The organism is Pseudanabaena sp. lw0831 (assembly GCF_016584665.1).
Classification (GTDB): domain Bacteria; phylum Cyanobacteriota; class Cyanobacteriia; order Pseudanabaenales; family Pseudanabaenaceae; genus Pseudanabaena.
The window spans coordinates 1-25,792 of the sequence record NZ_BBJB01000067.1 but is presented as its reverse complement, the minus strand read 5'-3'; the positions used below and the strand labels follow the sequence as shown (position 1 = coordinate 25,792).

Sequence of the window (25,792 nt, the reverse complement as noted above, 5' to 3'; positions counted from 1 at the left end):
AAACAACGTAAACCCCAAAAAGTGAGTGGCGGTGCTTCGCACCGCCACTCACTTTTGATCGAATAAACTATAGTTTCTATAGTTTGTATGGACATCACAATTGTCGCGATTACCGTTTACAGAAATTTTCGATCAAACGAACCACAATAAATTTTTTAAAAGTGTTGAAAAGCAACACTTTTAAAAAATTAAAAATTTATTGATTTGAGCTTGAGCGCAAAGCACTGTATGTCTTATGCTACACAGTTGTTTTCTGACTAATCCAATCTTTGAGATTATTTGGTACAGTGGTAAAATGCACATAAATTGGTTTAGTATGTCGCGATCGCGATACTTGTTCTAAAACCATTTGACTAGGTTGCTGATGCCTTAGAACCTTGGCATAGATTTCACCTTCAATCTCTAGCTGTTGGTCTTGACCATAAATTTGGAGATGGAGTTTGAGATTAGTTAACACAGGCACATCCTGATCGGATAATATCTCTGCCCCATAGGGAGATAGCTGTCGTAATTTGCTCTCAAATATTTCTGTGCCTAGATGCTTTTCTTCTAAAATGCGATATGTGATTGGAATCGGAGTCGCTAACAATTGCAACGAATCACTGAGAGATGGAAGTTCTAAATTATATATTCCACCGAGACCACAAATATCGTAGATAGAAATTGGATGTGATACGCCTTTAGGCTCTACTTCCATAGAGCCATTGGTCTTGGCGATGTCCTCGATTTCCTTATAAGTGGCTTCCGAAATTAAAATCTGTCCGCCCACAGTATAAGATTCAATCCGCGCTGTGAGATTCACATGATTACCAACTACAGCATATTTAGCGCGAGATTGAGAACCGATATTACCAGCCACGACTTCACCTGTATTAATACCGATTCCCATTGCGATTTCAGGCAGTTGCTGTTGAGTGAGTTTCTCATTCACCGATCGCATGGCTAATTGCATGGCGATCGCACTAGCCACCGCCCTCGCCGCATCATCTTCACGATAGATCGGCGCACCAAATAGCACCAAAATGGCATCGCCAATAAATTCATCAATCGTGCCTTGATAAGTCGCGATCGCCTCGGTCATTGTGCCAAGAAAAATATTGAGAATTTCCACAACTTTTTCGGGCGGCATCTTTTCGGAAATTGTGGAAAAGCCGCGCAGGTCACACATCAGGATTGTGACTTTGCGGCGATCTCCACCTAGCTTTAGACCTTCAGGAGTTTCCAATAAACTCTTGACCACCGCATCGGTCAAATAGCGACTAAAGTAGGTACGGATTTGCGCCGCTGTGATCGCTAGATAGCTAGTGACGATTATACCGCTACCCAAAAAGGCGATCGCCGCAGGGACAAATGGTATCCACCAGCCATAGGTTAAAGCGATAAAGCAAGATGCAAATAGACTTCCCGCTAATACCAATATGCTCTGCGATCGCATTACTAGTAACTGAATTTTTTGATTCTTGGAGTTAACATTACGCCATTGCCAAATCAAGGTCGAGCCAGCTAGCGCCCAACCAAAAATCCATAGCCATTCCCAATACTCTTCCCACGATTGGATAGTGGATCTACCGTCAAGAGTGTTGCTCAGGATATGACTCACAATCTGAGCATGAACTTCTACTCCTGATGTCAAAATTCGCGTACTGCCTAGTCCACCATCCAGAGGCGTGAAGAACCAATCACGAAGACTTACGGCGGTGACACCTATCATCACGATGCGATCGCGGAATAAATCTGGCGCTATTTTCCCGTCCAATACATCTGCCATTCGCACAGTCTGAAAACCTTGAAGCGATCGACGATAGTTAATTATAAATTGATGTCCACCCACGTCAATTTGATGATAATTACCATCATTAGCTCTTAACTTTGGTGGATTTAGAGCCTGTTCAATTTTCTCTATGGGAACATTTTTTTCGCCATCAAGATAGAGTAAGGCTAGCTGCAAGCCAAAACTAAGCCCCACTTTGCCGTCAGGTAAACTCAAGGATAGTAATCCTCGGCGAAGACGACCATCTCCATCATGGACAAGATTGACTGCACCAATTTGATCGAGTTGGGCAAGCGCAGGCGGTGGTTTAATGTCTGAAACCGAGAAATTTGATGTAACTAAATCAGATGTTTTGTACGCTCCTATCAAATTAGGAGTGGTCTTAAATAGCTTCTCTAATTGTGGATAGCCAGCATTATCTGTCTTGTCACGGGCAAGATCTAAGCCGATCGCACGAGGTTTTTGTTGTCGGACTTTATCTAACAGCTTAGTCAATAAAGCATCATCGATCGGCCATTGATATTGGCGGATATCGGCTTCATCAATACCAATAATCACAATCCGCTGATCTGCGGGTTCAGGCGATCGCCATCGAAAAAACTGATCGAGCATCGCTAATTCGAGCGATTCAAGCGCCCCAATTAGCCGTAAGCCGATCACCAATATAGAAATTGTCGGCGCTGCGATCGCAATCCCGCGCCATTTCCATAAGCTGTTTTTTAATCGAGATCTAATCGCCATTTTTAAGTAAATATTTGTAGTCAGAGTGGGAGGCGCGAAGCGCCTCCCACTCTTAGCATGACTAATAGCCAGAGTTCTGTTGAGGCGGTGAAGTGCGCTCAGAACTTGTCACACTCGCCACTGCGCCATTCAAAAACGAATATGGAAGAACCCGATCCAATTTAGCAGACTTCAGCAGAGCATTCCATTCACTGACAATCTCAGGCTTTTTAGGAGTACCTTGCTGTGCTTCAGCTAAAGTTTGCATAGTTTCAAACCAAATTCCTTCCTGAGCAAATAAAGCAGCGCGATCTATAGGCAGCATGACTTGTTTGAGTTGCTCGGTTAACTTCTGAGTTGGCACAACCCGTCGTATCGATCCGCTCACTCGTTCAGTATCCGTTAAATTGCCAACCACAAACTCCCATATGTAGTTTTTATTGGTCTTTAAGCTTGGAGCATTATCGGGCATTTTAAACGCAAGAATACCCGCCTTATTTTTGATCTTGAAGGATGTGCGGTAAATTCGTTTCCCCTGCTTCAGTAAGCTATCAGATTCATAGAGACGAAAATAACCTTGACCGTCAGTTGCAGGGATCAAAAAATAAAATGTTGGACGTTCTGCAATTGTCTGAGGGACTGGAGCTGTTTCTGCTACTAAATCTGGCACTAGACCAATTAGACAAACTAATTCAGTACAACCAGAACTACGTAGAATTCCTGGGGTTGAGACTATGGGAGTACCAAGATTGCTAGGTGGGACATAGCGCACCCTTCGTGACTGGGCTTGAGCTGAGGGGGTAAAAAGACTCAAAGACAATGGCAAAGCTACTGTACTTACAACAGCTAAGCAAGAGCAAGCCGATGCTATTAAAATCTTTTTTGATGCAAATTTGGGTAAAAACATGATGCGATCGCCTCTAGAAAAGTGATCTTTATGGGTATGGTGTGCAGTTTAACTCATCACCTAATAATACCCATGAGATAGTTAGATACTAATTAAGAATGCATCTCGTATCAAAAAGTTGCTATAGACATTCGACTTAACTTTTTGATTAAAAACAATTTTATTGAAAGTCCCCCGTCGGGGGACTTTCAATAAAATTGTTTTTAGCGATAAAGCGTATTATTATTGTAGTTAGAAAAATTTATTAACACTGTTACGAAACTATGGATATCTTGTCATTGGGTTGGTTTAGTGTACTTGGCATGTTTACACTTTCGATCGCTTTTGTTGTTTGGGGTCGTAACGGTCTATAAGAACTACAGCGCTTTGCGCTGAAACTCGAAGCGATATGTTAAAAGGTGTTGTGTTGCAACACCTTTTAACATATCGCTTCTAAAAAGAGAGGCGCTTTGCGCCCCTTTTTTAATTCTCACCGATTAATGTAAAGGCTGCCCAATTGAGAGGATCGGGATACTTAGCTTTGGTGGCAAGCATGGCATGACGGATGGCTTGCGCTTTGTTTGGTTCAGTCTGAAGTTTTTTATAAAACTCGGTCATTAGCAATGCTGTCGGATCATCAGGCACAGCCCATAACGACACGACAACACTAGGTACTCCTGCGGTAATTAGCGATCGCGATAGTCCAATCACACCATCACCAGTTAATAAGCCTTGTCCAGTTTTACAAGCACTTAGTACTACCATCTCCGCATTCAGTCGCATCGTCACTATTTCGCTAGCCGTCAAAAATCCATCATCTGTTGAGCTAGGCGCAAGGGCGATCGCACCTGGGATATCGCCTTTGCGATATTCCTCTAATAACCCATGGGTAGCGAGATGGACAAAACGCGCAGATTTCATTTTATTAACAACTTCCACTTTCGTTGCATTGTCACCTGTCAAAAAAGTAGTATTCATCAAAGATGCGATCGCTTTTGCCTCTTTTTCGGCTCCTAATAAAGTTGGTAACTGGGTCAGCGGATTTCCTAAACTAGGCATAGTGGGATTGCCAACAATTAGAACTTCCTGCAAATTAACTTTTTGTAGTTGTTGACTGAGTTGGTGAGTGAAATCGAGAACTTGAATTGCAGGCGCAATTTGAACTGTATGTTTCTCAATTAAGAATTCATTTTTGGGATTAATCAGAGCCGCAAATGGAACTAGAAAAAGTAATCCTTGGGGCAAGAAAATTACTCTAGTATTTGCCTCTTTAGGCAGTAAGTCTTGGATTGGCTGAATCAGGATTGTATGTAATTGCTTTAGATCCGCATACTTATCTAATACATCCTTAGGATCTCGAACAATTCCATTCGCATCATTAAATAAGCTGCGAATATCGGCAACCAGATCCATTATGGAAAGATTGATTTTCTTGAGATCGACCTCGCGAAATGCGATCGCACCCGAAGGCTGTACTACCCAAATATAGAGCTTGATAAATTCACCCTTAAGCTTTCCCTGTCCGATAAAGCTAGGATCGGCAATCAGAGAATATTCCACCATGACCGCATTCTGTTGCTTAGCAATACGGCGAATATCAGCAATACTGACAGATGCTAAAGATGGAATAATGGAATCATTTTTCTGATCGGCTTTCGGTGCAGAACTTGAGCTGACACGACGGGAGAGAAGCTCGGCAAAAGCACGGGCGCGACCACGTTCAGCAATCTCTAAAGCTTCTTCAGGTTTGCCTTGAGCAACCATAATCTGTTGCAACAAATTAAAAGCATGAAGCTGCGTATCAAAAATCGAAACCTTATCCCCATCACTTAAGTTAGAACGCAGAGACTCCAATAAGTTCAAGCTGGTAAGAAACTTTTGCTCTGCTTCTGCATATTTTTGCGATCGCCAAAGTGTATAGCCCCAATTGCTCAAAGTCATCGCTTCTAAGCGGCGATCACCAATTTTTTTAGCTAATTGCCAGCTTTGCTCTTGCAAAGATAGAGCTTTGTCGTATTCTTCCAAAAATACATAAGCTAATCCCATCCCCCCGACTGCGGCTCCTTCCATCCGAGGATTTGTAAGTTCCTTAGCAACAGTTAAGGCTTGTGAGTAATAGGCGATCGCTTCTTTATATTTACGCTGAACATGGTAGCTAGAGCCGATATTATTCAGCGCGTTTCCTTCTGCTTCCCGAAAACCGATTTTTCTCGCATCATCAAGACTTTCCTGATAATACTTAATTGCTTGAGGATATTCTTCTTGTGTACCTGCGATCGCACCTAAGCTATTGAGTAAAAAAATAATTCCATTTCCATTCCCGACCGCCTTGGCAATTTCAAGACTACGTTGAAAAAAATTCGCGGCTATGTTGTAGTTGCCAAGGTCATAGTGAATATTACCAAGACTAGCCAGAACCTGTCCTTCTCCTTGCTGATCGTTTAGTTCTTTTCTAATTACTAACCCTTGGTTTTGTACTTCCAGAGCTTTGGCATAGTTACCGACGATGCGATAGTTGTTACCTAGATTTCCGAGAGCATTAGCTTCAGTGCGGCGATCTCCGAGACTTTGCGCTAAAGCTAATAATTGCTGTGAGTAAGCGATCGCTTTTTCATATTTACCAAGCATTTTTGATGCTTCGGCTAAGGTCTCAAGGACATTTATTGCGCCTTTACTATTTTTTTGCTGCTGATAGAGGTTTAGCGCTTGCTGCCAACTGGCGATCGCTAGATCAAATTTTTGCGCTCGAAATTGTTGCAAGCCTGTCTGGACAAGCTCGTCTGCGGGCGATCGCACATCTGGAGATGTGATCGTAGGATTCTGAATCCCTGCTGCCAATACTGCGATCGGCGTTATCAGCAAAATCGCACTAGCGATCGCGGTTAGATAGATTTTATTTTTCATATAGCAATCCTAAATAGTTTGTGAGATTGCGTCCCTTTGGGACGCAATCTCACAAACTGTTTAAACTATTCTTTGCATGGTGGCAGATTAGAGCGGTTTGGATTTTGGGCAGTGCGAGTTACCGTTGCAGAAGGCACAGATGCAGTGAGATTCAAAATTGGTTTCTTTGTCCCAGTAGGTTCGCAGTCCTTAATTTCACCAGCATTTGCTTGCAAGTCAGCCGTTCGCGCCGTTGCGATTGCTTCGACACTCAAAGTATTGGCATTAGCAGTCAAAGTATTAGCAGTCAAAGGATTAGAGCTAAATGACTGATCTGATAGTAGAGTCAACACCTGAGGCGGAATACTAGCAATGCCAATGCCAATTTGACCATCGACACCACTGGTTGTCGGAGTTTTGCCAACTACAAAATTGCTGTCATTGAGAAGGCGGATATTGATCAAATTATTACCTCCATTACCAGAAATAATAGGAGCTGCATTACCAAATTGCAGGGAAACATTCCCTTGAGAAGCTAAGTTTGCATTTGCAGAAAAAGTGTAAATACTGTACCTCGTATTTTGGACTGCTCCATTAAAAGTGGGAGCGCCATTTACAGGAGTTCCAGTTACACGAAACTGTCCCGCAGTAATGCTAATGATGCTATCAGTTGTCATCGAAACTTGTCCAGCTCGTAAGAAACCATTGTTAACTAGCACAGCACCATTGGGTGCATTCAAATTCAGGGTGACACCTGCTTCCGCTGGGCTGTTGCGAATCAAGAAATTTCCAGTGATATTAACATTGCGATTCTGGGCGGTAAGTGTGATTGTCGGACTGGCTGTTGTATCAAAGAGAAACGAAGAACTAAACCCATCAGTGTCGATTAAACTAGTATCGACATTAATATCTCGACCAGCAATAAAGCTCAAAGACTGAGTATTTCCGCCACCAAAATCAAAACCAAAATTGGGGACATTGATATTAATGTCATTTCCAGCTTGAAAAGTGATAGAAGTAGCTTGAGTATTGTTGAAAGTTGTAGTGCTATCAAGGGTGATGTTGTTAGTTGCTTGCAGGACAACATTGCCTGCTACACCACGAAGATCTGAATCTTGAATATTGATATCAGTTCCAGCTAAAAAAGAAGACGGGATTGTTGGGTTTGCTCCTAATAAAAGTTGCGCAGCAACGCCTCCACTACTTGCCGCACTGCTAATAGTAATGTTAGCTGGATCAAGTAAGAGTGTTCCAGCTAACCCATTCAAGGCTGTTGTATTCACTTTCCCTTGAAATAGTAAATTCTCTTTGCCTGATACTTCGACAAAACCTCCATTACCAATAACTGAACCACCTTTTGCAGAGATGCTTCCTAAAAATGTGGTTGCTAGATCTGCCCAAGCAATCACTTTGCCACCAGTTCCATTTTGGAGCGCATCTGCAAGAATTATTGAGTCTTTACTCACAAAAGTATATTGAGCATTAGGAACTATACCTTTTCCTTGTAAATCTCCACCAATCAAAACTGTACCGCCACCGATCGCACCCGATGCATTGAGATTTGCGGAAACCAGACCAACGCGATAGCCTAAAACATTAATCTCACCACCTTTGTTCGTATTGCTCGACACATCGATATTTCCTGAAGCGATCACCGTTCCCGCAGTATTGGGAATTGCCGTACCAGCGACAAGCACATTACCTGAAGCATCAACATTTAAACCCGTCATATTGCGAAGGTTTGCCGAGCCAGTCAGTAGATTTGGGAGATCCTTAGCCTGAACATTTGACTGTGCTAACTGATTTTGATCAGCGATCGGTAGTTGTAAACTTAGTAGACTTCCCGCAGGCGTAATTTTGACATACTTCCCATTTGGTACAGCCGCGATCGTGATTTTGCCTGATGGAGTGGTGATCGTGCCAGTATTAATTACCAAGCCACCCACGAGAGTAATGCTTTGACCTTCTTTAACTGTGAGATTACCCGCATTTGCGATCGCCGCAACTGGTTGTTCACTCGCGTTCATCGAAGTAGAACTAGCAAAGCCAAAAGCTTGAGGAGTTCCAGTGAGTTGCTTGACAGCATCAACCCCTGTATTCATCCCAAACCAACCATTGCCGACCTGAATTCCACTCGCCGTAGTCGCCGTAAACGCCGCAGGAACATTCAAACTAGAATTAGCACCGAAAATAATTCCCGCAGGATTTAATAAATAGAGATTAGAATTACCACCCGTAACCTGAACTAGTCCATTAATCACAGAAGCATTACCACCAGACACCCGCGCCAGAATATTCTGAATGCTAGGGTTGGACATAAAGTTGGCAATCTCTCCCTGAGTTAAGCCAAATTGCTGAAAACTGTGATAGAGGTTGGCGGCGGCTTGCGTGCCACCTGTAATATTTAATTGTTGCGCGTTAGTAACATCGGGAGCTACTTGTGTTCCTAGATTACCGACACCTTGAGTTGGCACAATTGACTGAGCAAATGCTGCACTTCCCATAACAAAGGGTTGCATCAATAGCAATGCGATCGCTGCTCGTCTAATTTGCGTAAAATTACTCTTGACAACTACAGACATTGAGCTTCTCCTTTGTTATAAGTTGAAATAAATATTATTTGTAACTGCTCTTAACTATTTTAACCGCTTTTAATTATTTTAATTGAGAGGATGCTTGCACCAGATCTTAACCTTTCAAACTATAGAACTGAGAGTGCATGACAAAAACTTTTATAACATTGAAACATCTGAGAAATGTTGTAAATCGTATTAACTTTTGTATATTGAATACTAAGATGTAAAAAATTATGCCCTAAATCTCCAATCTCAAGCTATTCTTTGATGAACTGTCGCTATCCAATATTGATATTATTAGCATGAGCTTATTCAAACTAATTAGTCATCATCGCTCAAATTTCTTAGCTGTGAGCTATATTCTACTTGGCTCCGTAGGAATGGCAACAGCAGAGACGATTAATTCGGGCGTTTCCTTACCAACTCCATCGCCTGTAGTTTCGTCCCCAATTGCTCAAGCGATCGCAGTCAAAAAAGTTGAAATTATTGGTAGCACAATCTTAACTAATGCTGAGATAGCCGCGATCTCTAAAACCCTAGAAGGACAACAAGTAACTCCTGAGCAGATCGAAAAAGCAGCTCAATCAGTTACGCAAATCTATGCAGATCGCGGATACATAACTTCACAAGCAGTAGTCGATGCACAGAAATCTGCTAATGGCATAGTCACTATTAAAGTTATTGAAGGTCGAGTCGAGAAAATTGAAATTGTTGGCTTAAAAACTACTAATCCTGATTATGTGCGATCGCGCTTGGAATTAGGATCTGGCACTCCTCTTAATACTGCCAAACTTGAAGATCAGTTGCGATTGTTACGCGCAGATCCCATATTTAGCGATATTGAAGCAAGTTTAAAATCAGGTAGTCAGCCCGATAGCAGTATTCTTGTCGTTACACTTAAAGAATCAAATCAGTTTGGTGGATTTGCCAGTATCGATAACTTCTCACCTCCCGCAGTCGGTTCAGAACGCTATGGTGGCGGAATATTCTTTCGGAATCTCACTGGCAATGGCGACACAATCGCTGCTTCCTATTACGGAACAACGACAGGAGGCTCTAATCAATACGATCTTTCTTATAGTATTCCACTCAATCCCATGAATGGAACCTTGTCATTGCGATATTCTCCCAGCAACTATCGAATCACTCAAGCTCCATTTGACGTACTAAATATTCGCGGCAATAGTAATCTCTTTGACCTAAATTTTCGTCAGCCATTAATCAGATCAAGTGTAGAAGAATTTGCTCTATCCCTTGGCTACAGCTACCAAAAAGGACAGACATTTGCATTTAACGATCTTGCTACACCCTTTGGGATTGGCCCAGAGCCAGATGGCACAACTCGCACTAGTGTAATCAAGTTTGGGCAGGACTATACCTTGCGCGATCTGGCTGGAGCTTGGTCATTGCGATCGCAGTTTAATCTCGGTACAGGTTTATTTGGCTCCACCAACGTGGCGACACCCAGTGGCTCATTTTTTAGCTGGCTAGGACAGATCCAACGAGTACAGTCCTTGGGGACAGATTCATTACTGATTGGTGCTTTAGATCTGCAACTATCTGCCGATCCGCTGTTATCTTCGCAACAATTTACAATTGGCGGTGGTCAGTCTTTGCGAGGATTTCGCCAAAATGCCCGTACTGGTGATAATGGAATTCGCTTCTCCTTAGAAAATCGGTTTGTGGCACTGCGCAATGAGCAAAATGCTGCCTTACTGCAAGTCATTCCATTTCTAGATGCTGGAGCAATTTGGAATCATCCCAATAATCCCAATACTTTACCTAGTCAAAACTTTTTGGCTGGTGGTGGACTTGGATTGCTATTTACGCCATTAGAAAAATTAAATGTGCGCTTAGATTATGCAATTCCCTTTGTCAACCTTAGCGATCGCGGCTCTAATTTACAAGAGTCTGCCTTTTATTTCAGCTTGGGCTATCAGTTCTAGTCTACGCGATGTGCCGACAAAAGCTCAATGAACTCTGAGCATCGCACTTGAGTGCAGGGCTACTACTTCCTACTGGCTTCTCAGGTTAGCAACTTCTTGTAAGCTAAGCCCAGTCGCACGACTAATAGCATCATCATCCAGCAAAGCTAGCAATTGCTTAGCCATTTCTAGCTTTGCCTCCCTTCGCCCCTGCTCCAAACCTTGCTCCAAACCTTGCTCCAAACCTTGCTTCAAACCTTGCTTCAGCGACTTGATCGCTATATTTCGCTGATCATGAATGAAGATTGCTTGATGTTCAAACTCATCTAACTCCTCACGAGTGAGATTACCTTGCTTGGCAAATTCAAACGCTTGCTTGATTTCTGGAACTAGATTCATACTCTCAGGCACAATCTCCAACTCTCTAGCATGTTTGAGAAAATACAACCATTTATCGGCATTGCACAAATGAAGGATGAATGAGTAAATATAAAGATAACGAGTTTAAGCAATGAAAAACAATGAAATGTCCAAAGTGTGGTTCAACACATATTCGTAAAAATGGGAAACGAGGAGACAAACAAAATCATATTTGTGCTGATTGCGGTCGTCAGTTCATTGATAACTACTCAGTGATTGGATATTCGCAAGATGTCAAAAGAATATGCCTAAAAATGTACTGCAACGGCATGGGATTTAGACAAATTGAGAGATGTACCGATGTTAGTCACAACTCAGTCATCAACTGGGTTAAGGAGGCAGCAAAGCAATTACCAGAACATCCCCCCATTGAAACTATTCCTGAAGTTGGTGAATTAGATGAACTCCAGACTTTTGTTGGGTCAAAAAAAACTTGATTTGGCTATGGACTGCGGTGAATCATTTTAGTCAAGGCATATTGGCTTGGGTATTAGGAGATAGGAGTAGCCAAACCTTTGAAAACTTGTGGACATTGATTAAGGTGTGGCAATGCTATTTCTGGGTTACTGATGGCTACTGTGTCTACAAAATGTTTATCAACTCGGAGGATCAAATTATCAGCAAAACCTATATGACTAGAGTTGAGGGTGAAAATACTAGACTGAGACATTATTTAGCCAGATTGCACAGAAAAACTTTATGCTATTCAAAATCGGAAGAAATGTTGAGGTATTCAATTCGTCTGTTAATTCACTATCTTAAGTACAAATCGATTCCTTCATTTTCTTGATTCATCTTTCATTTGTGCAACGCCAACAAAATGGCGATCGCAATAGTGAATCAAAATCCTATAATAATCTAGGCTATGCTTTTTCTAATCTCAATCAAACTGAACTTGCCATTCTCTATTACAAACAATCGATCAATATTCGCGAATCGATTCGCAAAGATATTAAAGGACTAAGTAAAGAAGAGCAAGCCTCCTATCTAGAAACTGTTGCGTCCACATATAAAACCCTTGCTGGCTTACTGCTCAAACAAGAACGAATTATGGAAGCCTTGCAGGTTCTCGATTTACTCAAAGTCCAAGAACTCGAAGACTATCTCAAAAATATTAAAGGTAGCGATCGCACTGCACAGGGAGTTAAGCTTTTGGATCCAGAAAAAGCAACTAACTCACAGCTACTAGCGATTAGCAACGAAAAAGCCCCAGAACTCAATCGTCAACTTGCGAGTCAGATCCAGCAACTTCCCAAATCAGAAATCAACAAGGTTCCCGACTACCTCCAAAAGATTCCCCAAGGCACAGTTCTAATTTATCCGCTAATTTTAGGCGATCGCCTCGAAATCATCCTCTTCTCACCCAACAGCCTCCCCATTAGTCGCAATGTCAACATTTCCAAAGACAACCTAGAAAAATTGGTTACAGAATTTAGATCTGCTCTCATTGATGAAGGCTCCGAAGATTATCGAGAACCTGCTGCTGCTCTTTATAACTTGTTGATTAAACCCATTGAAGCGGACTTAGTTCAAGCTCAAGCAAAAACCATTCTCTATGCTCCCGATGGCATCCTGCGCTATATACCTCTCGCCGCTCTCTACGATGGCAAACAATGGCTCAGTGAAAAGTATCGGGTTAGCAACCTCATTGCTTATACGCTCTCCGACTTCTCACCTAAGCCTAAACTGTCGCCGAACATCCTCGCAGGAGCCTTTGGGGGTAAAACTGGTGAGAAAAAATTTGGACAGCAAGCTTTACCAGCGACCCTCAAGGAAGTGGAAGCGATCGCAAGTTATTTTCCCAATTCAGTGACGCTGCTAGAGAATGCCTTCACTCGCCAAGCCGCCGAAGACAAATTCAAAAATCATAATGTGCTGCACTTTGCCACCCATGCTGAGTTTAATACTGGTGCGCCAGACAACTCTTTTATCATTTTTGGCAATGGCGACAAAATCCGCCTAAGTGAGCTTACCGATTGGCAGATTCCCAATGTGGAACTGATCGTACTCAGTGCTTGTCAGACTGGTGTGGGCAAACTTGGCACTGGTGTAGAGATTTTGGGATTTGGCTATCAAGTTCAGAAGGTAGGCGCAAAAAATGCGATCGCTTCTCTTTGGTCTGTCGATGATGCTGGCACTCAAGCACTAATGGAAGTTTTTTACAAAGAACTCAAAAAAGGTGATATCTCACCCACTGAGGCATTAAATAGAGCGCAAATTTCTCTAATCAAATCATCGAAGTTCAATCATCCTAAATACTGGTCAGCATTTTTTGCGATCGGTAATGGCTTGTAGAAAAGTCTTTACGCTGTATAGCAATGTAAGTTTTGCTTAGGACAAATCAAAACCCAAAAGATGAGTGGCGGCGCTTCGCGCCGCCACTCATCTTTTGGGTTTTGATTTGTCCTAGCTATCTCTTGCGTTGCTATAGTATAAAATATTGGTACAGATTCTTCTTGTTGGTTCTCGGATATGGTTAATACTCTTCTCCAACAGACGACTAACGAACTGGACGACTGGACTCCACCCATGCCGCCCACAGACTTAATATTTGATGATGGACAGCCTTTGGAAACTAATCAACATCGTGTGGCGATGAATGTTCTGATTCGCTCATACCAGCAATATCGTGGTGAGGCGACTGACTTTTATACGGGTGGCAATATGTTCATCTACTACAGCAGCGCTCAAGTCAAAAATCGTGACTTCCGAGGGCCAGATTTTTTTGTGGTATTGGATGTCGATGGGCAGCGCGATCGTCTTGGTTGGGTGGTATGGGAAGAAGAAGGGCGCTATCCTGATACGATTATCGAACTGATGTCTCCTAGTACTGCCAATGTCGATTTAGGACTAAAAAAACAGTTGTACGATCGCGTGTTTAAGACTCAAGATTATTTTGTTTATAATCCCTTTGAACCTGATTCGTTACAGGGTTGGCATCACCATAATTCTTATCAGGCGATCGCGCCAGATGATCGAGGTTGGTTATGGTGCGAATCATTAGGCTTATGGTTAGGTACTTGGGTGGGGACGATTGACCGAGAAACTTTAACTTGGTTGCGTTTTTATGACTCCACTGGAGTATTGGTGTTATTACCAGAAGAGGCTGAGGCTCAAAGGGCTGAATCTGAAAGGTTCAGGGCTGAATCTGAGACTCAACGCGCTGAGTCAGAAAGGCTCAGGGCTGAATCTGAGGCTCAACGCGCTGACTCAGAAAGGCTCAGGGCTGAAAGGTTAGCGGCTCGACTCAGGGAGTTGGGTGAAGATCCTGACAGTTTGTAGTTTTTTTCATTTGCGCCACAATATCTAAACTTCTCACCAGAAATCTCTGTACGCAAATGCTAAACCCTCTTCGCGATCGCAGATAAATTGTCCCTGCGTTGTGAGGTTTGGGCGATCGCATTACCGTTTTGCGATCGCAGTGAAATGCATAAATGGTGGCGGTAATGCTTCGCTCCTACGATGATTTTTGATGGGATGGTCAAAATTTCTATCACCATCAACACAAATATTTTGTAGGGGTAATGCATTTGCGACACAATGTCTCAACTCCTCACAAAAATCTCTGTACGCAAATGCTTTACCATCTCGGCTATGCACAGATAAGTGGTCCATGCGTTGTGTGGTTTGGGAGAAGCATTACCGTTTGGAGATTGCAGTAATATGCGTAAATGGTGGCGGGAATGCTTCGCCCCTACGATGATTTTACCTTTTACCTTTTTCCTTGAAAACTGCATATGCTCGGTGGGGTGAAATGTATGTAAGATCGTAAGCACGCAGATCGGAGATATGGCTATGAATCTACATTCTCGCAAAGGTATTGTTGAGGCTTCTAGTTTTTATGCGTTGATGTTTGTGGGTCTGACCGAGATTTTGGGCATGGTGTTACCGCCCGATCTGGCTTTGATGACGGCTCAGGCACAAACGACTCAAGACCGCAAAGAAGAAGCTGATCAGCTTTTAGAAAAAGGCAACCAACTATCTAGATCTAGTAAATATAAAGAAGCATTACAAACATGGGATCAAGCATTACAAATTTATCGCTATATCAAAGATAATGAGAACGAAGGAAACACTCTTTACAACTTAGCTGAAGCTTCTAGGAAATTAGGACAATACCAAAAAGCTCTTGAGATCTATCGGCAAGTTTTGGCTATTTTTCAAAGATCTCAGAATCTTAACATGCAAGGGAATACACTCATTGGGATAGGTGAGGTTTTCAGGAAAATAGGGCAATATAAAAATTCAATTGACTCTTTTCAACAAGCATTAATTATTAACCAAAAAATCAACGATCTTAGTGGAGAAGGAAAAGCTCTCGTTGGTCTTGGACATACTTACTTTTTTCTAGATCAATATACAAAAGCGATCAAGTTCCATCAGCAGGCTTTAACTATTGCAAAACAAATCAATGATCTCTATGTAGAAGCAATTGCAAATAACAGTCTTGGCTTAGTTTATGTTTTTCTATCTCAACCACAGAAAGCAATTCCTCTTCATGAAAGATCTTTAACAATCTTTAAACAAATAAACGATCGGAATGGCGAAGCAGATACGTTTAAATGCTTGGGAATTGCTTACGATGGGATGGGAATGTATAAAGAAGCTATTGATTTCTACCAACAGGCTTTGACTATTGCTAGGCAAATTGATGATCTATATGTAGAAGGAGTTTCGCTAAATGCACTCGGCTCAATTTATTTTCGCTTTGGCTCTTTATCTGAGCAAAAAAAGGGTCTTGAGTTCATACAGCAAGCTTTGGCTGTAAAAAAACAGATTGGCGATCGCACTGGCGAGGCTTCAGTACTGTCTAATCTTGGAGAAGCTTATCAAAGCTTAGGAGAGTATCAAAAAGCATTTAATTTTTATCAACAATCAGTAGAAATCAATAAGCAGATTGGAGATCGTGCAAACGCAGGAACGTCGCTCAGCCAACTGGGACTATTATTCAACATCCAAAAACAACCAGAACTAGCAATAATTTTCTACAAACAATCTGTCAACGTGCGTGAATCAATTCGCAAAGATATTAGAGAACTAAGTCAAGATGTACAAAAATCCTACCTCACCAGCGTCGAATCGACCTATCGCAACCTCGCCGATCTCCTCCTCAAACAAGACCGCATTCTGGAAGCCCAGCAAGTTCTCGACTTGCTCAAAGTCGAAGAACTCAGCGAATATCTCAAAACAGTGCGCGGTAACAGCCAAACCGCAAAAGGTATAGAATATCAACCACCCGAACAAAACTTCATCGCCCTTGCGATCGAACTCGACGAACTGCAAAAACGCAAACTCGCCAATAGCATCACCGCCGCCGAACAAGAAAGACTGAATAAACTCGTCAAATCCGAACAAGAACAACAAAATCAATTCATCGCCTTTCTCGATAGCGATCCTGTCCAAATCCTAGTCGAAGAACTGCGCCTCAAGGAAAAACTACAAAACGTCGATATTACCAACAACTTTCAAAATCTCCGCACCGACATTCTCAGCAAACATCCCAACGCCGTTCTCCTCTATCCCCTGATCCTCGAAGACCGCCTTGAACTTATCTTAATTACTGCCAAAACCACACCAATCCGCCGCACCATCAACGTCAAACGCGAAAAACTGAATGCAGAAATTGTTGAGTTTCTCGCGGGACTTAGAGACTCAGGCTCAGAAGATGTCAAACAACCTGCCAAGCAACTGCATACATGGCTAATCAAACCTTTTGAAGCAGAACTAGCAGAACTAAAAATCGATACGATCATTTATGCGCCTGATGGACAGTTACGCTATATTCCCCTCGCCGCCCTCTATGATGGAAAACAATGGCTAGTCGAGAAATATCGAGTCAACAACATCACCGCCGCCTCGCTGACCAAGTTTAATAAACCGCCTATTTCCACACCCAAGATATTTGCAGGAGCATTTGGCAACGTCAATAAACAGGGACTTTCCGCACTACCTGCCACCCTGATCGAAGTCAAAAAAATCGCCGATCGCTTCCCAAGTACCACCACCCTTGTCGAAACTGCCTTCACCAAAGAACTAACCACCAGCAACTCCAATTCTTACACCATTCTCCATCTCGCTACTCACGGACAACTCTCCACTGGCGACCCCAAAAATTCCTTCATTCTCTTTGGCGATGGCGAAAAAGCGACAATCTCTGATATTCGTAAATGGGTATTAACTAATGTCGATTTAGTAGTTTTGAGTGCCTGTCAGTCAGGAATAGGAGCCAAGTTAGGATCAGGAGTCGAGATCTTAGGATTGGGCTACCAAATGCAAGCCGCAGGAGCAAGAGTTGCGATCGCATCGCTCTGGAAAGTCGATGATGCTGGTACACAAGCCCTAATGGAATCCTTTTATGGCGAACTAAAAAAAGGCGATGTTTCCATTGTAGAAGCTTTGCGAAGGGCGCAGATCGCGATGATTAATAGTGACAAGCAGGGGATAGGTAGCGATCGCGCTGGTGTTAGAATCGTGGGAACAGTGCCAAATGCTTCGCAATTATCTCATCCCTATTATTGGTCGGCATTTTTTGCGATCGGGAATGGGCTATGAAACAGTCTCTTATAAAGGCGATCGCCAAATTGCAGCCATGTTATGTTAGATGTACTATGAAGCAAAGGTAAAACTATGGTAATCGCCGCAACAAAACCTAGCAACCTAGAGACGTTTCTCAAACTTCCTGAGACAAAGCCCGCCTCTGAGTTTATGAACGGACAAATTATCCAAAAACCTATGCCACTGGGAAAACATAGTCGCTTACAAATTAAGTTATGTACAAATATCAACCAAGTTGCTGAAATCCCAAAGGTTGCCTATGCTTTTACAGAATTGCGCTGTACTTTTGGAGGAGCTTCGATAGTTCCTGATGTTTCAGTATTTCGTTGGGATAGAATTCCCCGCGAATCATCAGGACGAGTTGCAAACCGTTTTGAAATTTATCCCGATTGGGCGATCGAAATTCTTTCTCCCGATCAGAGACAAAACAAGGTGTTAGCCAATTTGTTGCATTGTGTGGACGATGGTACAGAGTTGGGTTGGCTACTCGATCCCGAAGATGAAAATATTTTAGTGGCTCTACCTGAGCGTCGCATTCAGATTTTAGAAGGTTCTCAAATTGTCCCTGTTCTTAGTGGCATCGATTTAAAGCTGACAGTGGCTCAAATTTTCGACTGGTTAAATTTTTAAGGCGATCGCAAAGCTAAACGACAACTCAGAAACCCAGAAGTGTGAGTCGCCCGCTACGCGGGCGACTCACACTTCTGGGTTTTAAGTTTAGCTACTTACGATAAAATCGATCTAGTTATTACCTTGTAAATGCAGTATGACCGCGATCGCCCCCGTCCCAAAAACTTCTTTAACACATACACAGCAATTTGATTGGCAAGCGATCGCTAATGACTTTATCGCTATTGTGGGCGATCGGTTTGTAGTAAGGACTCGTGAAGAATTAATCGCCTATGAATGCGATGGACTAACTAGCTACAAACAGCAACCATCTCTCGTCGTACTGCCCCTTACCACTGAGGAAGTATCGGCAGTAGTGAAAGTATGCGATCAATACAAAGTCGCTTTTGTGGCGCGTGGTTCGGGGACAGGTTTATCGGGCGGCGCTTTGCCATTGCCAGACTCGGTGCTGATCGTCACAGCGCGCATGAAAAAGATTTTGGAAGTTGATTTTGATAATCAGCGTGTCGTTGTCCAACCGGGGGTAATCAATAACTGGGTCACCCAAGCCGTAAGCGGCGCAGGATTCTACTACGCTCCCGATCCTTCCAGTCAGATCATCTGCTCTATTGGTGGCAATGTTGCGGAAAACTCAGGCGGAGTCCATTGCCTGAAATATGGAGTGACCACCAATCACGTTCTTGGTGCAAAGATCGTTCTACCTGATGGCTCGATCAAAGATATCGGCGGCAAAATCCCAGAAAGCCCAGGGTATGACCTCACAGGGATTTTTGTTGGCTCTGAGGGGACTCTCGGTATTGCTACCGAAGTTACACTGAAGATTCTTAAATCTGCGGAATCCATACATGTGCTATTAGCTGATTTCACGACAGTAGAAGCCGCAGGATCGACGGTTTCTGACGTGATCGGTGCTGGCATTATCCCTGCGGGGATGGAAATCATGGATAATATGAGCATCAACGCTGTCGAAGATACCGTGGCTACGAATTGCTATCCTCGTGATGCTGCTTCAATTCTATTAATTGAAATTGATGGGTTAGAAATAGAAGTTGCCGAAAGTGCCAAGCGAGTTGAAGAAATTTGCTATAAAAATGGCGCGCGAAATGTGACCACAGCAACTGATCCTGAGCAACGCCTCAGACTCTGGAAGGGTCGGAAGGCAGCTTTTGCGGCGATGGGTCGCCTTAGTCCTGATTACTATGTGCAGGATGGAGTGATTCCGCGTACTAAGCTGACTTATGTGTTGCAAGAGATTGAGAAGCTGAGCGAAAAGTATGGCTACGATGTCGCCAATGTTTTCCATGCTGGTGATGGTAATTTGCATCCTTTGATTCTGTATAACAATGCTGAGGCTGGCGCTTTGGAAGTTGTAGAGGAATTAGGTGGTGAAATACTCAAGCTCTGTGTAAGAGTTGGTGGCAGCATTTCAGGTGAGCATGGCATTGGTGCGGATAAGAAGTGCTATATGCCTGAGATGTTTAGCGAATCAGACTTGGAGACAATGCGATGGATTCGCGATGTTTTCGATCCGCAAGGGATTGCGAATCCGACCAAGATTTTACCGACTCCGCGCACTTGTGGCGAAGGAGCAAAGCCTACTCATAGCGATGCGAAGTTTAAATTAGTAGATCGTTTTTAGAGTGCAATCGCATTTACTTTTTGCGGTCTTTACCTAGAATTTTTTTTGTAATAACAATTTTTTTGGTCGCCCCATTAACCAATAATTGACAATACCTTCTTGGCTATGCTGTCGGTAGCCAATGCGATCGTACAGATGACGGGCAGGGTGGTTGTCTTCAAGTACATGCATATAGAGTCGCGAAAACCCCCATTGTTTCACCGTTTGCTCTGCTGCTAACAAAAGTTGTTTAGCCACGCCACGCCGCCGCCATTGGGGATGTACTGCCAAGTTAAATACATAGGGATATTGTTGCATTTCGCGTCCTAGCCAAAATTCACGATATGGCTTGACAGGCACGTAGCGCATACAAATTTCAAGAGAGGCGATCGCTTGAAATTTATTGGCAGGATGGGTGGCGACAAGGCAGGCATAGCAAGGTGTTTTGTCACCAAACCGACCACTGAGATCGAGCATGATCCCGTAGCGCAAAATCGGATAGACCAAATCCGTAAAGCAACGTTGCAAAAAGTTGACTTGGCGATCGGTACTTCGATAAAAGCTCTCAGTCAAGATATCGGATACATAACCGACATCTCTAGAGCTAGCTTGGCGAATAGTAAACGAAGAAGAGGGGCTTGGCACATTCAGCGCTAACGACTTAGCGAAAATAATTTGACGATCTCAGTTATTATCACTAATAAATTACCAAAATTTGTAAGGTTGCACCCCTTTGGGGTGCAACCTTACAAATTTGGATCTACTTGTGCGATCGCAATGACCAATTCCGACAATCCCATCTATGTCCCTAGCAAAACTATTCGCCCTCGCAAACAATTTGGGCAACATTGGTTACGAAGTGATGATGTGCTAAATAAAATTTTGCGTGCAGGGCAATTGCAACCAAGCGATCGCATTTTAGAAATTGGACCAGGGACTGGTAATCTCACTCGGTTACTTCTACCCTTTGTTGAGTCGCTCACAGCCGTGGAAATCGATCGCGATCTTTGCGAAAAGCTTCGTAAAACGATGCATCAGAAAAATTTTCAATTGATCGAAGGAAGCATTCTCGATATTCCTCTTCCTGCTCAGACAAATAAAGTAATCGCTAATATTCCCTACAACATCACTGGCGAAATCCTAAAACGTCTATTGGGAAATCTCTCGGAGCCAATTCAACAATTTGAGCAAATTGTGCTGCTTGTTCAAAAAGAAATAGGCGATCGCCTTGCGGCAAAAGCTGGACATAAAGCCTACAATGGTCTCAGCGTCAAGATTCAATATCTTGCAGAATGTCAGTTTATTTGCGATGTTCCAGCTACGGCTTTCTATCCACCGCCCAAGGTTAACTCGGCTGTTGTTCGCATCATCCCGCGTCCACCAGTTACCGCTGCTAGCGATCCTAAGTTTTTAGATCGATTGCTCACACTAGGTTTTGCGACCAAGCGCAAGATGTTGCGAAACAATTTAATTTCGGAAATCGATCGCGATCAATTGGTTCTCATTTTGGAATCAATGGGAATTAATGGACAAGTGAGAGCCGAGGATCTAGATGTTGCTCAGTGGGTTGCTTTGAGTGAAGCGATAATCAAGTCGAAACTATAGCAACATCGCCAACTTGAAAGTTAGGATTTAGGCGATCGCTTTGGCTTTGAAGACTTTGGTATCTTGGGCTGTTTTGTGGAAAGCTTTTGCAGTTTTTGGACTTGTTTCAGAGTCAGTCCTGTAAATTGGGCAACTAAATCTGTAGACATGCTGGAACTCAACATGTTTAGGGCTATTTGACGGGCGGTTTCAGCTTTGCCTTCAGCTTTGCCTTTCGCCTCGCCTTTCGCCTCGCCTTCCATTAAAATATCCTGATAAATCACTGATTCTTTCATGATTTCACTCCTTAGTAGTCTTTGGATGATTGCTTTGTCTAAGGCTATACCCGATATTATAGCGGTAGACGCTGCTACGTTACTTTGTACTCGTTTATCGGCAATATTATCAATTTGTCTAGCCACATCCCTTAAAGTTTTTTCTGGATCGCTTGTTTTGGTTAAGACGGCGAGAGGCAATAGTCCTAGGTATTGCTGAAAGATATCAGTGGGTTGTTCCCAGAGACGAATGACATTAAATTCGTGGTTTAGTTGCTTAGATTTAAAGCTGGTCTGGTGTGCAAGAGGAGAGTTTGTACGCTTTAGGTAGATAACAGTTTGATGAATTGATTTAGTGGGATATTTGCCGTAAAGTCTCAACCAATAGTTAGCCATCCGATATGCCATTGTCTCATCGGTTTTGGTCTGAAACTCTAAATGCACAACTATTTCCGATGACTCTAGAAATATGACAGAATCGGCACGAATCGGCTCAGCGGAGAGTTCAGATGGTTCGAGCTTAGTTAGCGGAATAGATTTCCCCAAGAGCCAACAGGCAAAGTCTTCGGGAAAGTTCTCAGCTAGAAACTTACAGGTGTTGTCATACATCAAGGAATTGTATAGCTTTAGTTATTCTAAGCCCAAAAGGGAGTTGCGGCGCTTTGCGCCGCAACTCCCTTTTGGGCTTTGTCTTTGTCCTAACCTTTCTGGCTACAGCTATATCATTTCCAAAGTCAAAGGATTTTTTGCAAGTGGCAGAATTTTCGTGTATTTTGATTGGCACAAACACATAATCAATTGTGTGAATTTTTGTCCGTTGGTTTAAGAGGATTTCCTGTATGCGTTGCAAACCTAGTCTCTTCAGCGCGATCGCCACAAGTATCACGGTTTTAGCGATCGCCCCGCCGCTGTTTGCGCGTCCTGCCCTGTCGCCGACGCAGGCGCAAACATGGAAAATTAGCCAATTACCACAGACAGCATCACAGATTTATGTTGCTCCGCGTGCTAACCCCAACGGTGATGGTTCGCCAAATAATCCCTATCCATCGATCTCGGCAGCGCTGGCGACTAAACCTGTGGCGGGAACAGTAATCCAACTACAGGAAGGAATCTACAGTGCTGAGACAGGCGAATCTTTTCCGATTAAACTTCCTGCAGGTGTGACGCTACGTGGCGCACCGACAGCTAGAGGCTTGAATACGGTGATTCGGGGTGGAGGCAAATTCATTAGTACCAGCTTTGCTAGCCAAAATATTACGATGCTTGCTGACAATGATGCGCGGATTGAAGGAGTTACCGTTACCAATCCCAATACTAGAGGAACTGCGGTTTGGGTTGAGTCGGGTAAGCGCGTAGCGATCGCAAATAATACTTTTATCAATAGCGATCGCGAAGGTTTATTTTTGACAGGAACTGCTGATGCGATCGTTAGTGAAAATGTCTTTAAGAAAAATGGCGCAAATGGTCTATCGGCAGTGGGGAGCAGCACGGGCGAAATCCGTAACAACACTTTTGAAAGTACAGGATTTGGGCTAGCGATCGGGCAAAAATCGAGAGTGAATATAAGTGGCAATAATATTCTCAATAATAATGATGGAATTGTAATTTCCAATCTGTCGGCTCCGACTTTGCGAAATAATTTGATTTCTGATAATCAACGCAATGGAATTGTGATTCTCAAAGACCGCAAAGGCTATCCCACTCCTGATTTAGGGACTTCCATAAATGCTGGGGGTAATATCTTCCGTAACAATCTAGGTAAAGATCTTAACAACAATTCTGGGGTTACCCAAGTTGCCGTTGGCAATCAACTCGATCCCCAAAAGATTGCAGGGGATATCGCTTTTGTCGGAGAATCTCCAACGGCTCCTGCACCACAAATCACCAGCACTCCATTACCTGTGGCTACAACAACATTGCCATCTGTGCCTAAGACACCTACCAATGCAATCAATGTTGATCCTATCGAAATTACAAAACCTCAACCCAGTTTTACTTCTCCCGTTAAGCCGCCAACAGCTCTAGCTCCATCTAGCAGTAGTATCTTCATTGAGCCATTGCCCGATGTACCGCAGCCAGTCACACTAGTTAAACCGATTACTCCTTTAGTTCCTCGGACTACTGCTCCAGTGACTACGACTAAACTAGCGGCTTTAGACACAAATCTTGCGCAAAGTCCCAGCGAAGTTCTCATCGATCGCGATCCTGTTCCCGTCGTACCACCCAAGCCTGTCACTCCACCGAGATCGATATTTGTCCCTAGCAATCCAACAACAACTCCAGTTACTCCAACTACTCCAACTACTCCAACTACTCCAACGACCTCCATTCCACCAACCATTACACCTCCACCAGTCCAGCCAACGCCAATCCCCTACAATTCTAAAATTGCGGCACTAGTGCCCCGACCATCAAGGGATACAGCCCCTTATTTAGTCGTGATTCCATCGGCAGATGTTGAAGCTCTCAATCGAGTCCGCAGCATTGTCCCCAGTGGCAAACTCATTCCTTCACGATTTGGAAGTATTATTCTCGTGCAAGGCTACCCCGATCGCGATCGCGCCGAAGTCTTAAAAACAATTGTGCGATCGGCAATTGGTCTAGATGCGCGTGTAATTCATCAAAATAGCCTATAGAATGAAATAATTCGCTTTGCGAAGCATTTCATTCTTGGTTTTCGGCTCAGTAATTAGCACAAGCACCCTATCATCATGCAAGAAACATTAGCCTCAAATCCATCCATGACTGAGCCGATGATTGTCGCCCAAGACGTGCATAAGTGGTATGGCAGCTTTCATGTTCTTAAGGGCGTGAATTTGACGGTAAACCGTGGTGAAGTGGTAGTAATTATGGGGCCATCTGGCTCTGGCAAATCCACATTTGCGCGAACCTTTAATGCTTTAGAAGAATATCAGCAGGGCAAAATATTTGTCGATGGCATTGAGCTATCGCCAGAGAACCATCGCAATATCGATGCCATCCGCCGAGAAGTGGGCATGGTATTTCAGCAGTTCAATCTTTTCCCGCATCTCACGGTTTTCCAAAATATTACCCTCGCGCCGTCATGGGTTCGCAAATGGTCAAAGACTAAGGCTTCAGAAGTTGCTACGCAATTATTAGAGCGAGTTGGCATTTCGCAACAGGCTCACAAGTATCCATTACAGCTATCAGGTGGACAGCAGCAACGGGTGGCGATCGCGAGAGCTTTGGCGATGCAACCAAAAATCATGCTCTTTGATGAACCGACTTCTTCTCTCGATCCTGAGATGGTGCGAGAAGTATTGGATGTGATGAGATCGCTTGCGGATTCAGGAATGACGATGGTAGTCGTAACGCACGAAGTGGGCTTTGCCCGTGAAGTCGCAGATCGCATTGTGTTTATGGATGGTGGTGTAATTGTCGAGGAAGCAACTCCTGAAGAGTTTTTCCAAAATCCTAAAGAAGAACGCACTAAGAAATTTTTGTCACAGATTTTGTAGAAGACTAGTTTATCAAAGTATCTTAGATTTGTTCTTACCTGCAAAGACTTTCTACATATTCATTCTTGTGACTACCGCAAGATCGCAAAACCATGCAGTACAGGCGGCTTGTGCCTATGCGATCGCACTAAATGTCACGCCTGCGGTCACACATAGCCAAGTCGGGATTGCAGCCACCACGCGATCGGCAAGACATTACCAGTGACAATATGCACAACTTTGCGAACTAATTCTAGAACTTGCTTGAGGCAGCGCAAGATCTCTGAAGCTAGAAATACTAGACCTAGCCAAATAGCCGCAGCACTAATCTGGATTGTTAGGTTGATGATTGAAGAGATATCGCTGGTTATGGGCATATGACAAGCTATGTAGAATGACATTTCGCAATTGTGTTGATGGCGCGAAGTGCCCTCAACACAATTGCATTAAGTAGCTAGGCACAATTAAATATAAAGCCCCAAAATCTGTAC

At 43.3% G+C, this 25,792-nt stretch carries 20 protein-coding genes; 11 read left to right on the top strand and 9 right to left on the bottom strand.

Going from position 1 to position 25,792, the window contains the following annotated elements:
* Positions 1-238 precede the first annotated feature (238 nt).
* Both APA_RS13790 and APA_RS13785 read right to left on the bottom strand, forming a co-directional pair.
* A complete protein-coding gene (locus APA_RS13790; RefSeq protein WP_201322844.1) occupies positions 239-2,512 on the bottom strand; it encodes a CHASE2 domain-containing protein in 2,274 nt (757 codons plus the stop codon).
* 61 nt (positions 2,513-2,573) lie between these two features.
* Positions 2,574-3,398: a DUF928 domain-containing protein gene (locus APA_RS13785; RefSeq protein WP_201322843.1), complete on the bottom strand. Its 825-nt coding sequence runs from the start codon at positions 3,396-3,398 to the stop codon at positions 2,574-2,576.
* A 263-nt stretch (positions 3,399-3,661) separates the two neighbouring features.
* Between APA_RS13785 and petN the strand changes: the two genes are divergently transcribed.
* Positions 3,662-3,751 (top strand): cytochrome b6-f complex subunit PetN, encoded by a 90-nt coding sequence (gene petN, locus APA_RS13780; RefSeq protein ID WP_071590200.1) that lies wholly within the window; start codon positions 3,662-3,664, stop codon positions 3,749-3,751.
* 109 nt (positions 3,752-3,860) lie between these two features.
* Here the strand turns inward: petN and APA_RS13775 are convergent, their stop codons facing one another.
* Complete coding sequence (locus tag APA_RS13775; RefSeq protein WP_201322842.1) at positions 3,861-6,281, bottom strand: CHAT domain-containing protein; 2,421 nt, start codon at positions 6,279-6,281, stop codon at positions 3,861-3,863.
* Positions 6,282-6,346: 65 nt separating this feature from the next.
* Positions 6,347-8,842, bottom strand: a complete 2,496-nt coding sequence (locus tag APA_RS13770; protein WP_201322841.1) for a filamentous hemagglutinin N-terminal domain-containing protein — start codon at positions 8,840-8,842, stop codon at positions 6,347-6,349.
* Between the two features lie 344 nt (positions 8,843-9,186).
* Here APA_RS13770 and APA_RS13765 point away from each other — a divergent pair, with 344 nt between their 5' ends.
* On the top strand, positions 9,187-10,782 hold the full coding sequence (locus APA_RS13765; protein WP_236579580.1) for a ShlB/FhaC/HecB family hemolysin secretion/activation protein: 1,596 nt from the start codon (positions 9,187-9,189) through the stop codon (positions 10,780-10,782).
* A 69-nt stretch (positions 10,783-10,851) separates the two neighbouring features.
* On the opposite strand, the gene APA_RS13760 is transcribed toward APA_RS13765, so the two are convergent.
* Positions 10,852-11,160 carry a hypothetical protein gene (locus tag APA_RS13760; protein ID WP_201322839.1) on the bottom strand — a complete coding sequence of 103 codons (309 nt, stop codon included), beginning with the start codon at positions 11,158-11,160 and terminating at the stop codon, positions 10,852-10,854.
* Positions 11,161-11,282: 122 nt separating this feature from the next.
* On the opposite strand from APA_RS13760, the gene APA_RS13755 reads away from it, so the two are divergent.
* The 3 genes from APA_RS13755 to APA_RS13745 all read left to right on the top strand — a co-directional run bounded on the left by APA_RS13755 (position 11,283) and on the right by APA_RS13745 (position 14,463).
* A protein-coding gene (locus tag APA_RS13755; RefSeq protein WP_201322838.1) for an IS1 family transposase occupies positions 11,283-11,971 on the top strand; the annotation gives its coding sequence in 2 pieces (ribosomal slippage) (positions 11,283-11,615 and positions 11,618-11,971; 687 coding nt in all).
* 14 nt (positions 11,972-11,985) lie between these two features.
* Entirely contained in the window at positions 11,986-13,476 is a 1,491-nt protein-coding gene (locus APA_RS13750; protein WP_201322837.1) for a CHAT domain-containing protein, read from the top strand.
* A 177-nt stretch (positions 13,477-13,653) separates the two neighbouring features.
* Entirely contained in the window at positions 13,654-14,463 is an 810-nt protein-coding gene (locus tag APA_RS13745) for a Uma2 family endonuclease (RefSeq protein WP_201322836.1), read from the top strand.
* Positions 14,464-14,522: 59 nt separating this feature from the next.
* On the opposite strand, the gene APA_RS13740 is transcribed toward APA_RS13745, so the two are convergent.
* Positions 14,523-14,711: a hypothetical protein gene (locus APA_RS13740; RefSeq protein WP_201322835.1), complete on the bottom strand. Its 189-nt coding sequence runs from the start codon at positions 14,709-14,711 to the stop codon at positions 14,523-14,525.
* A 265-nt stretch (positions 14,712-14,976) separates the two neighbouring features.
* On the opposite strand from APA_RS13740, the gene APA_RS13735 reads away from it, so the two are divergent.
* The 3 genes from APA_RS13735 (at position 14,977) to glcD (ending at position 20,005) form a co-directional block, all read left to right on the top strand.
* On the top strand, positions 14,977-17,733 hold the full coding sequence (locus APA_RS13735) for a tetratricopeptide repeat protein (protein ID WP_201322834.1): 2,757 nt from the start codon (positions 14,977-14,979) through the stop codon (positions 17,731-17,733).
* A 75-nt stretch (positions 17,734-17,808) separates the two neighbouring features.
* Entirely contained in the window at positions 17,809-18,366 is a 558-nt protein-coding gene (locus tag APA_RS13730) for a Uma2 family endonuclease (protein WP_201322833.1), read from the top strand.
* A gap of 136 nt (positions 18,367-18,502) precedes the next feature.
* The gene (glcD, locus tag APA_RS13725) at positions 18,503-20,005 is read left to right on the top strand and encodes a glycolate oxidase subunit GlcD (RefSeq protein WP_201322832.1); all 1,503 of its coding nucleotides are present in this window, start codon (positions 18,503-18,505) and stop codon (positions 20,003-20,005) included.
* A 33-nt stretch (positions 20,006-20,038) separates the two neighbouring features.
* On the opposite strand, the gene APA_RS13720 is transcribed toward glcD, so the two are convergent.
* A complete protein-coding gene (locus tag APA_RS13720; protein ID WP_201322831.1) occupies positions 20,039-20,629 on the bottom strand; it encodes a GNAT family N-acetyltransferase in 591 nt (196 codons plus the stop codon).
* A 132-nt stretch (positions 20,630-20,761) separates the two neighbouring features.
* Between APA_RS13720 and rsmA the strand changes: the two genes are divergently transcribed.
* Positions 20,762-21,589: a 16S rRNA (adenine(1518)-N(6)/adenine(1519)-N(6))-dimethyltransferase RsmA gene (gene rsmA, locus APA_RS13715; protein WP_201322830.1), complete on the top strand. Its 828-nt coding sequence runs from the start codon at positions 20,762-20,764 to the stop codon at positions 21,587-21,589.
* Between the two features lie 20 nt (positions 21,590-21,609).
* On the opposite strand, the gene APA_RS13710 is transcribed toward rsmA, so the two are convergent.
* Positions 21,610-22,452: an Rpn family recombination-promoting nuclease/putative transposase gene (locus tag APA_RS13710; RefSeq protein ID WP_201322829.1), complete on the bottom strand. Its 843-nt coding sequence runs from the start codon at positions 22,450-22,452 to the stop codon at positions 21,610-21,612.
* Between the two features lie 230 nt (positions 22,453-22,682).
* Here APA_RS13710 and APA_RS13705 point away from each other — a divergent pair, with 230 nt between their 5' ends.
* Together APA_RS13705 and APA_RS13700 are read left to right on the top strand one after the other, a co-directional pair.
* Positions 22,683-24,479: a DUF1565 domain-containing protein gene (locus tag APA_RS13705; RefSeq protein ID WP_201322828.1), complete on the top strand. Its 1,797-nt coding sequence runs from the start codon at positions 22,683-22,685 to the stop codon at positions 24,477-24,479.
* A 75-nt stretch (positions 24,480-24,554) separates the two neighbouring features.
* Positions 24,555-25,322 (top strand): amino acid ABC transporter ATP-binding protein, encoded by a 768-nt coding sequence (locus APA_RS13700; protein ID WP_305076305.1) that lies wholly within the window; start codon positions 24,555-24,557, stop codon positions 25,320-25,322.
* A gap of 146 nt (positions 25,323-25,468) precedes the next feature.
* Here the strand turns inward: APA_RS13700 and APA_RS13690 are convergent, their stop codons facing one another.
* A complete protein-coding gene (locus APA_RS13690; RefSeq protein WP_236579579.1) occupies positions 25,469-25,702 on the bottom strand; it encodes a hypothetical protein in 234 nt (77 codons plus the stop codon).
* Positions 25,703-25,792 lie beyond the last annotated feature (90 nt).

Bases quoted from the DNA above. Each gene is read 5' to 3' on its own strand.
- APA_RS13770 (WP_201322841.1), bottom strand. From the start codon at position 8,842: ATGTCTGTAGTTGTCAAGAGTAATTTTACGCAAATTAGACGAGCAGCG.
- APA_RS13740 (WP_201322835.1), bottom strand. From the start codon at position 14,711: ATGCATTACCCCTACAAAATATTTGTGTTGATGGTGATAGAAATTTTG.
- APA_RS13690 (WP_236579579.1), bottom strand. From the start codon at position 25,702: ATGTCATTCTACATAGCTTGTCATATGCCCATAACCAGCGATATCTCT.
- petN (WP_071590200.1), top strand. From the start codon at position 3,662: ATGGATATCTTGTCATTGGGTTGGTTTAGTGTACTTGGCATGTTTACA.
- APA_RS13710 (WP_201322829.1), bottom strand. From the start codon at position 22,452: ATGTATGACAACACCTGTAAGTTTCTAGCTGAGAACTTTCCCGAAGAC.
- APA_RS13760 (WP_201322839.1), bottom strand. From the start codon at position 11,160: ATGAATCTAGTTCCAGAAATCAAGCAAGCGTTTGAATTTGCCAAGCAA.
- APA_RS13700 (WP_305076305.1), top strand. From the start codon at position 24,555: ATGCAAGAAACATTAGCCTCAAATCCATCCATGACTGAGCCGATGATT.
- glcD (WP_201322832.1), top strand. From the start codon at position 18,503: ATGACCGCGATCGCCCCCGTCCCAAAAACTTCTTTAACACATACACAG.
- rsmA (WP_201322830.1), top strand. From the start codon at position 20,762: ATGACCAATTCCGACAATCCCATCTATGTCCCTAGCAAAACTATTCGC.
- APA_RS13775 (WP_201322842.1), bottom strand. From the start codon at position 6,281: ATGAAAAATAAAATCTATCTAACCGCGATCGCTAGTGCGATTTTGCTG.
- APA_RS13745 (WP_201322836.1), top strand. From the start codon at position 13,654: ATGGTTAATACTCTTCTCCAACAGACGACTAACGAACTGGACGACTGG.
- APA_RS13790 (WP_201322844.1), bottom strand. From the start codon at position 2,512: ATGGCGATTAGATCTCGATTAAAAAACAGCTTATGGAAATGGCGCGGG.
- APA_RS13735 (WP_201322834.1), top strand. From the start codon at position 14,977: ATGAATCTACATTCTCGCAAAGGTATTGTTGAGGCTTCTAGTTTTTAT.
- APA_RS13785 (WP_201322843.1), bottom strand. From the start codon at position 3,398: ATGTTTTTACCCAAATTTGCATCAAAAAAGATTTTAATAGCATCGGCT.
- APA_RS13730 (WP_201322833.1), top strand. From the start codon at position 17,809: ATGGTAATCGCCGCAACAAAACCTAGCAACCTAGAGACGTTTCTCAAA.
- APA_RS13705 (WP_201322828.1), top strand. From the start codon at position 22,683: ATGCGTTGCAAACCTAGTCTCTTCAGCGCGATCGCCACAAGTATCACG.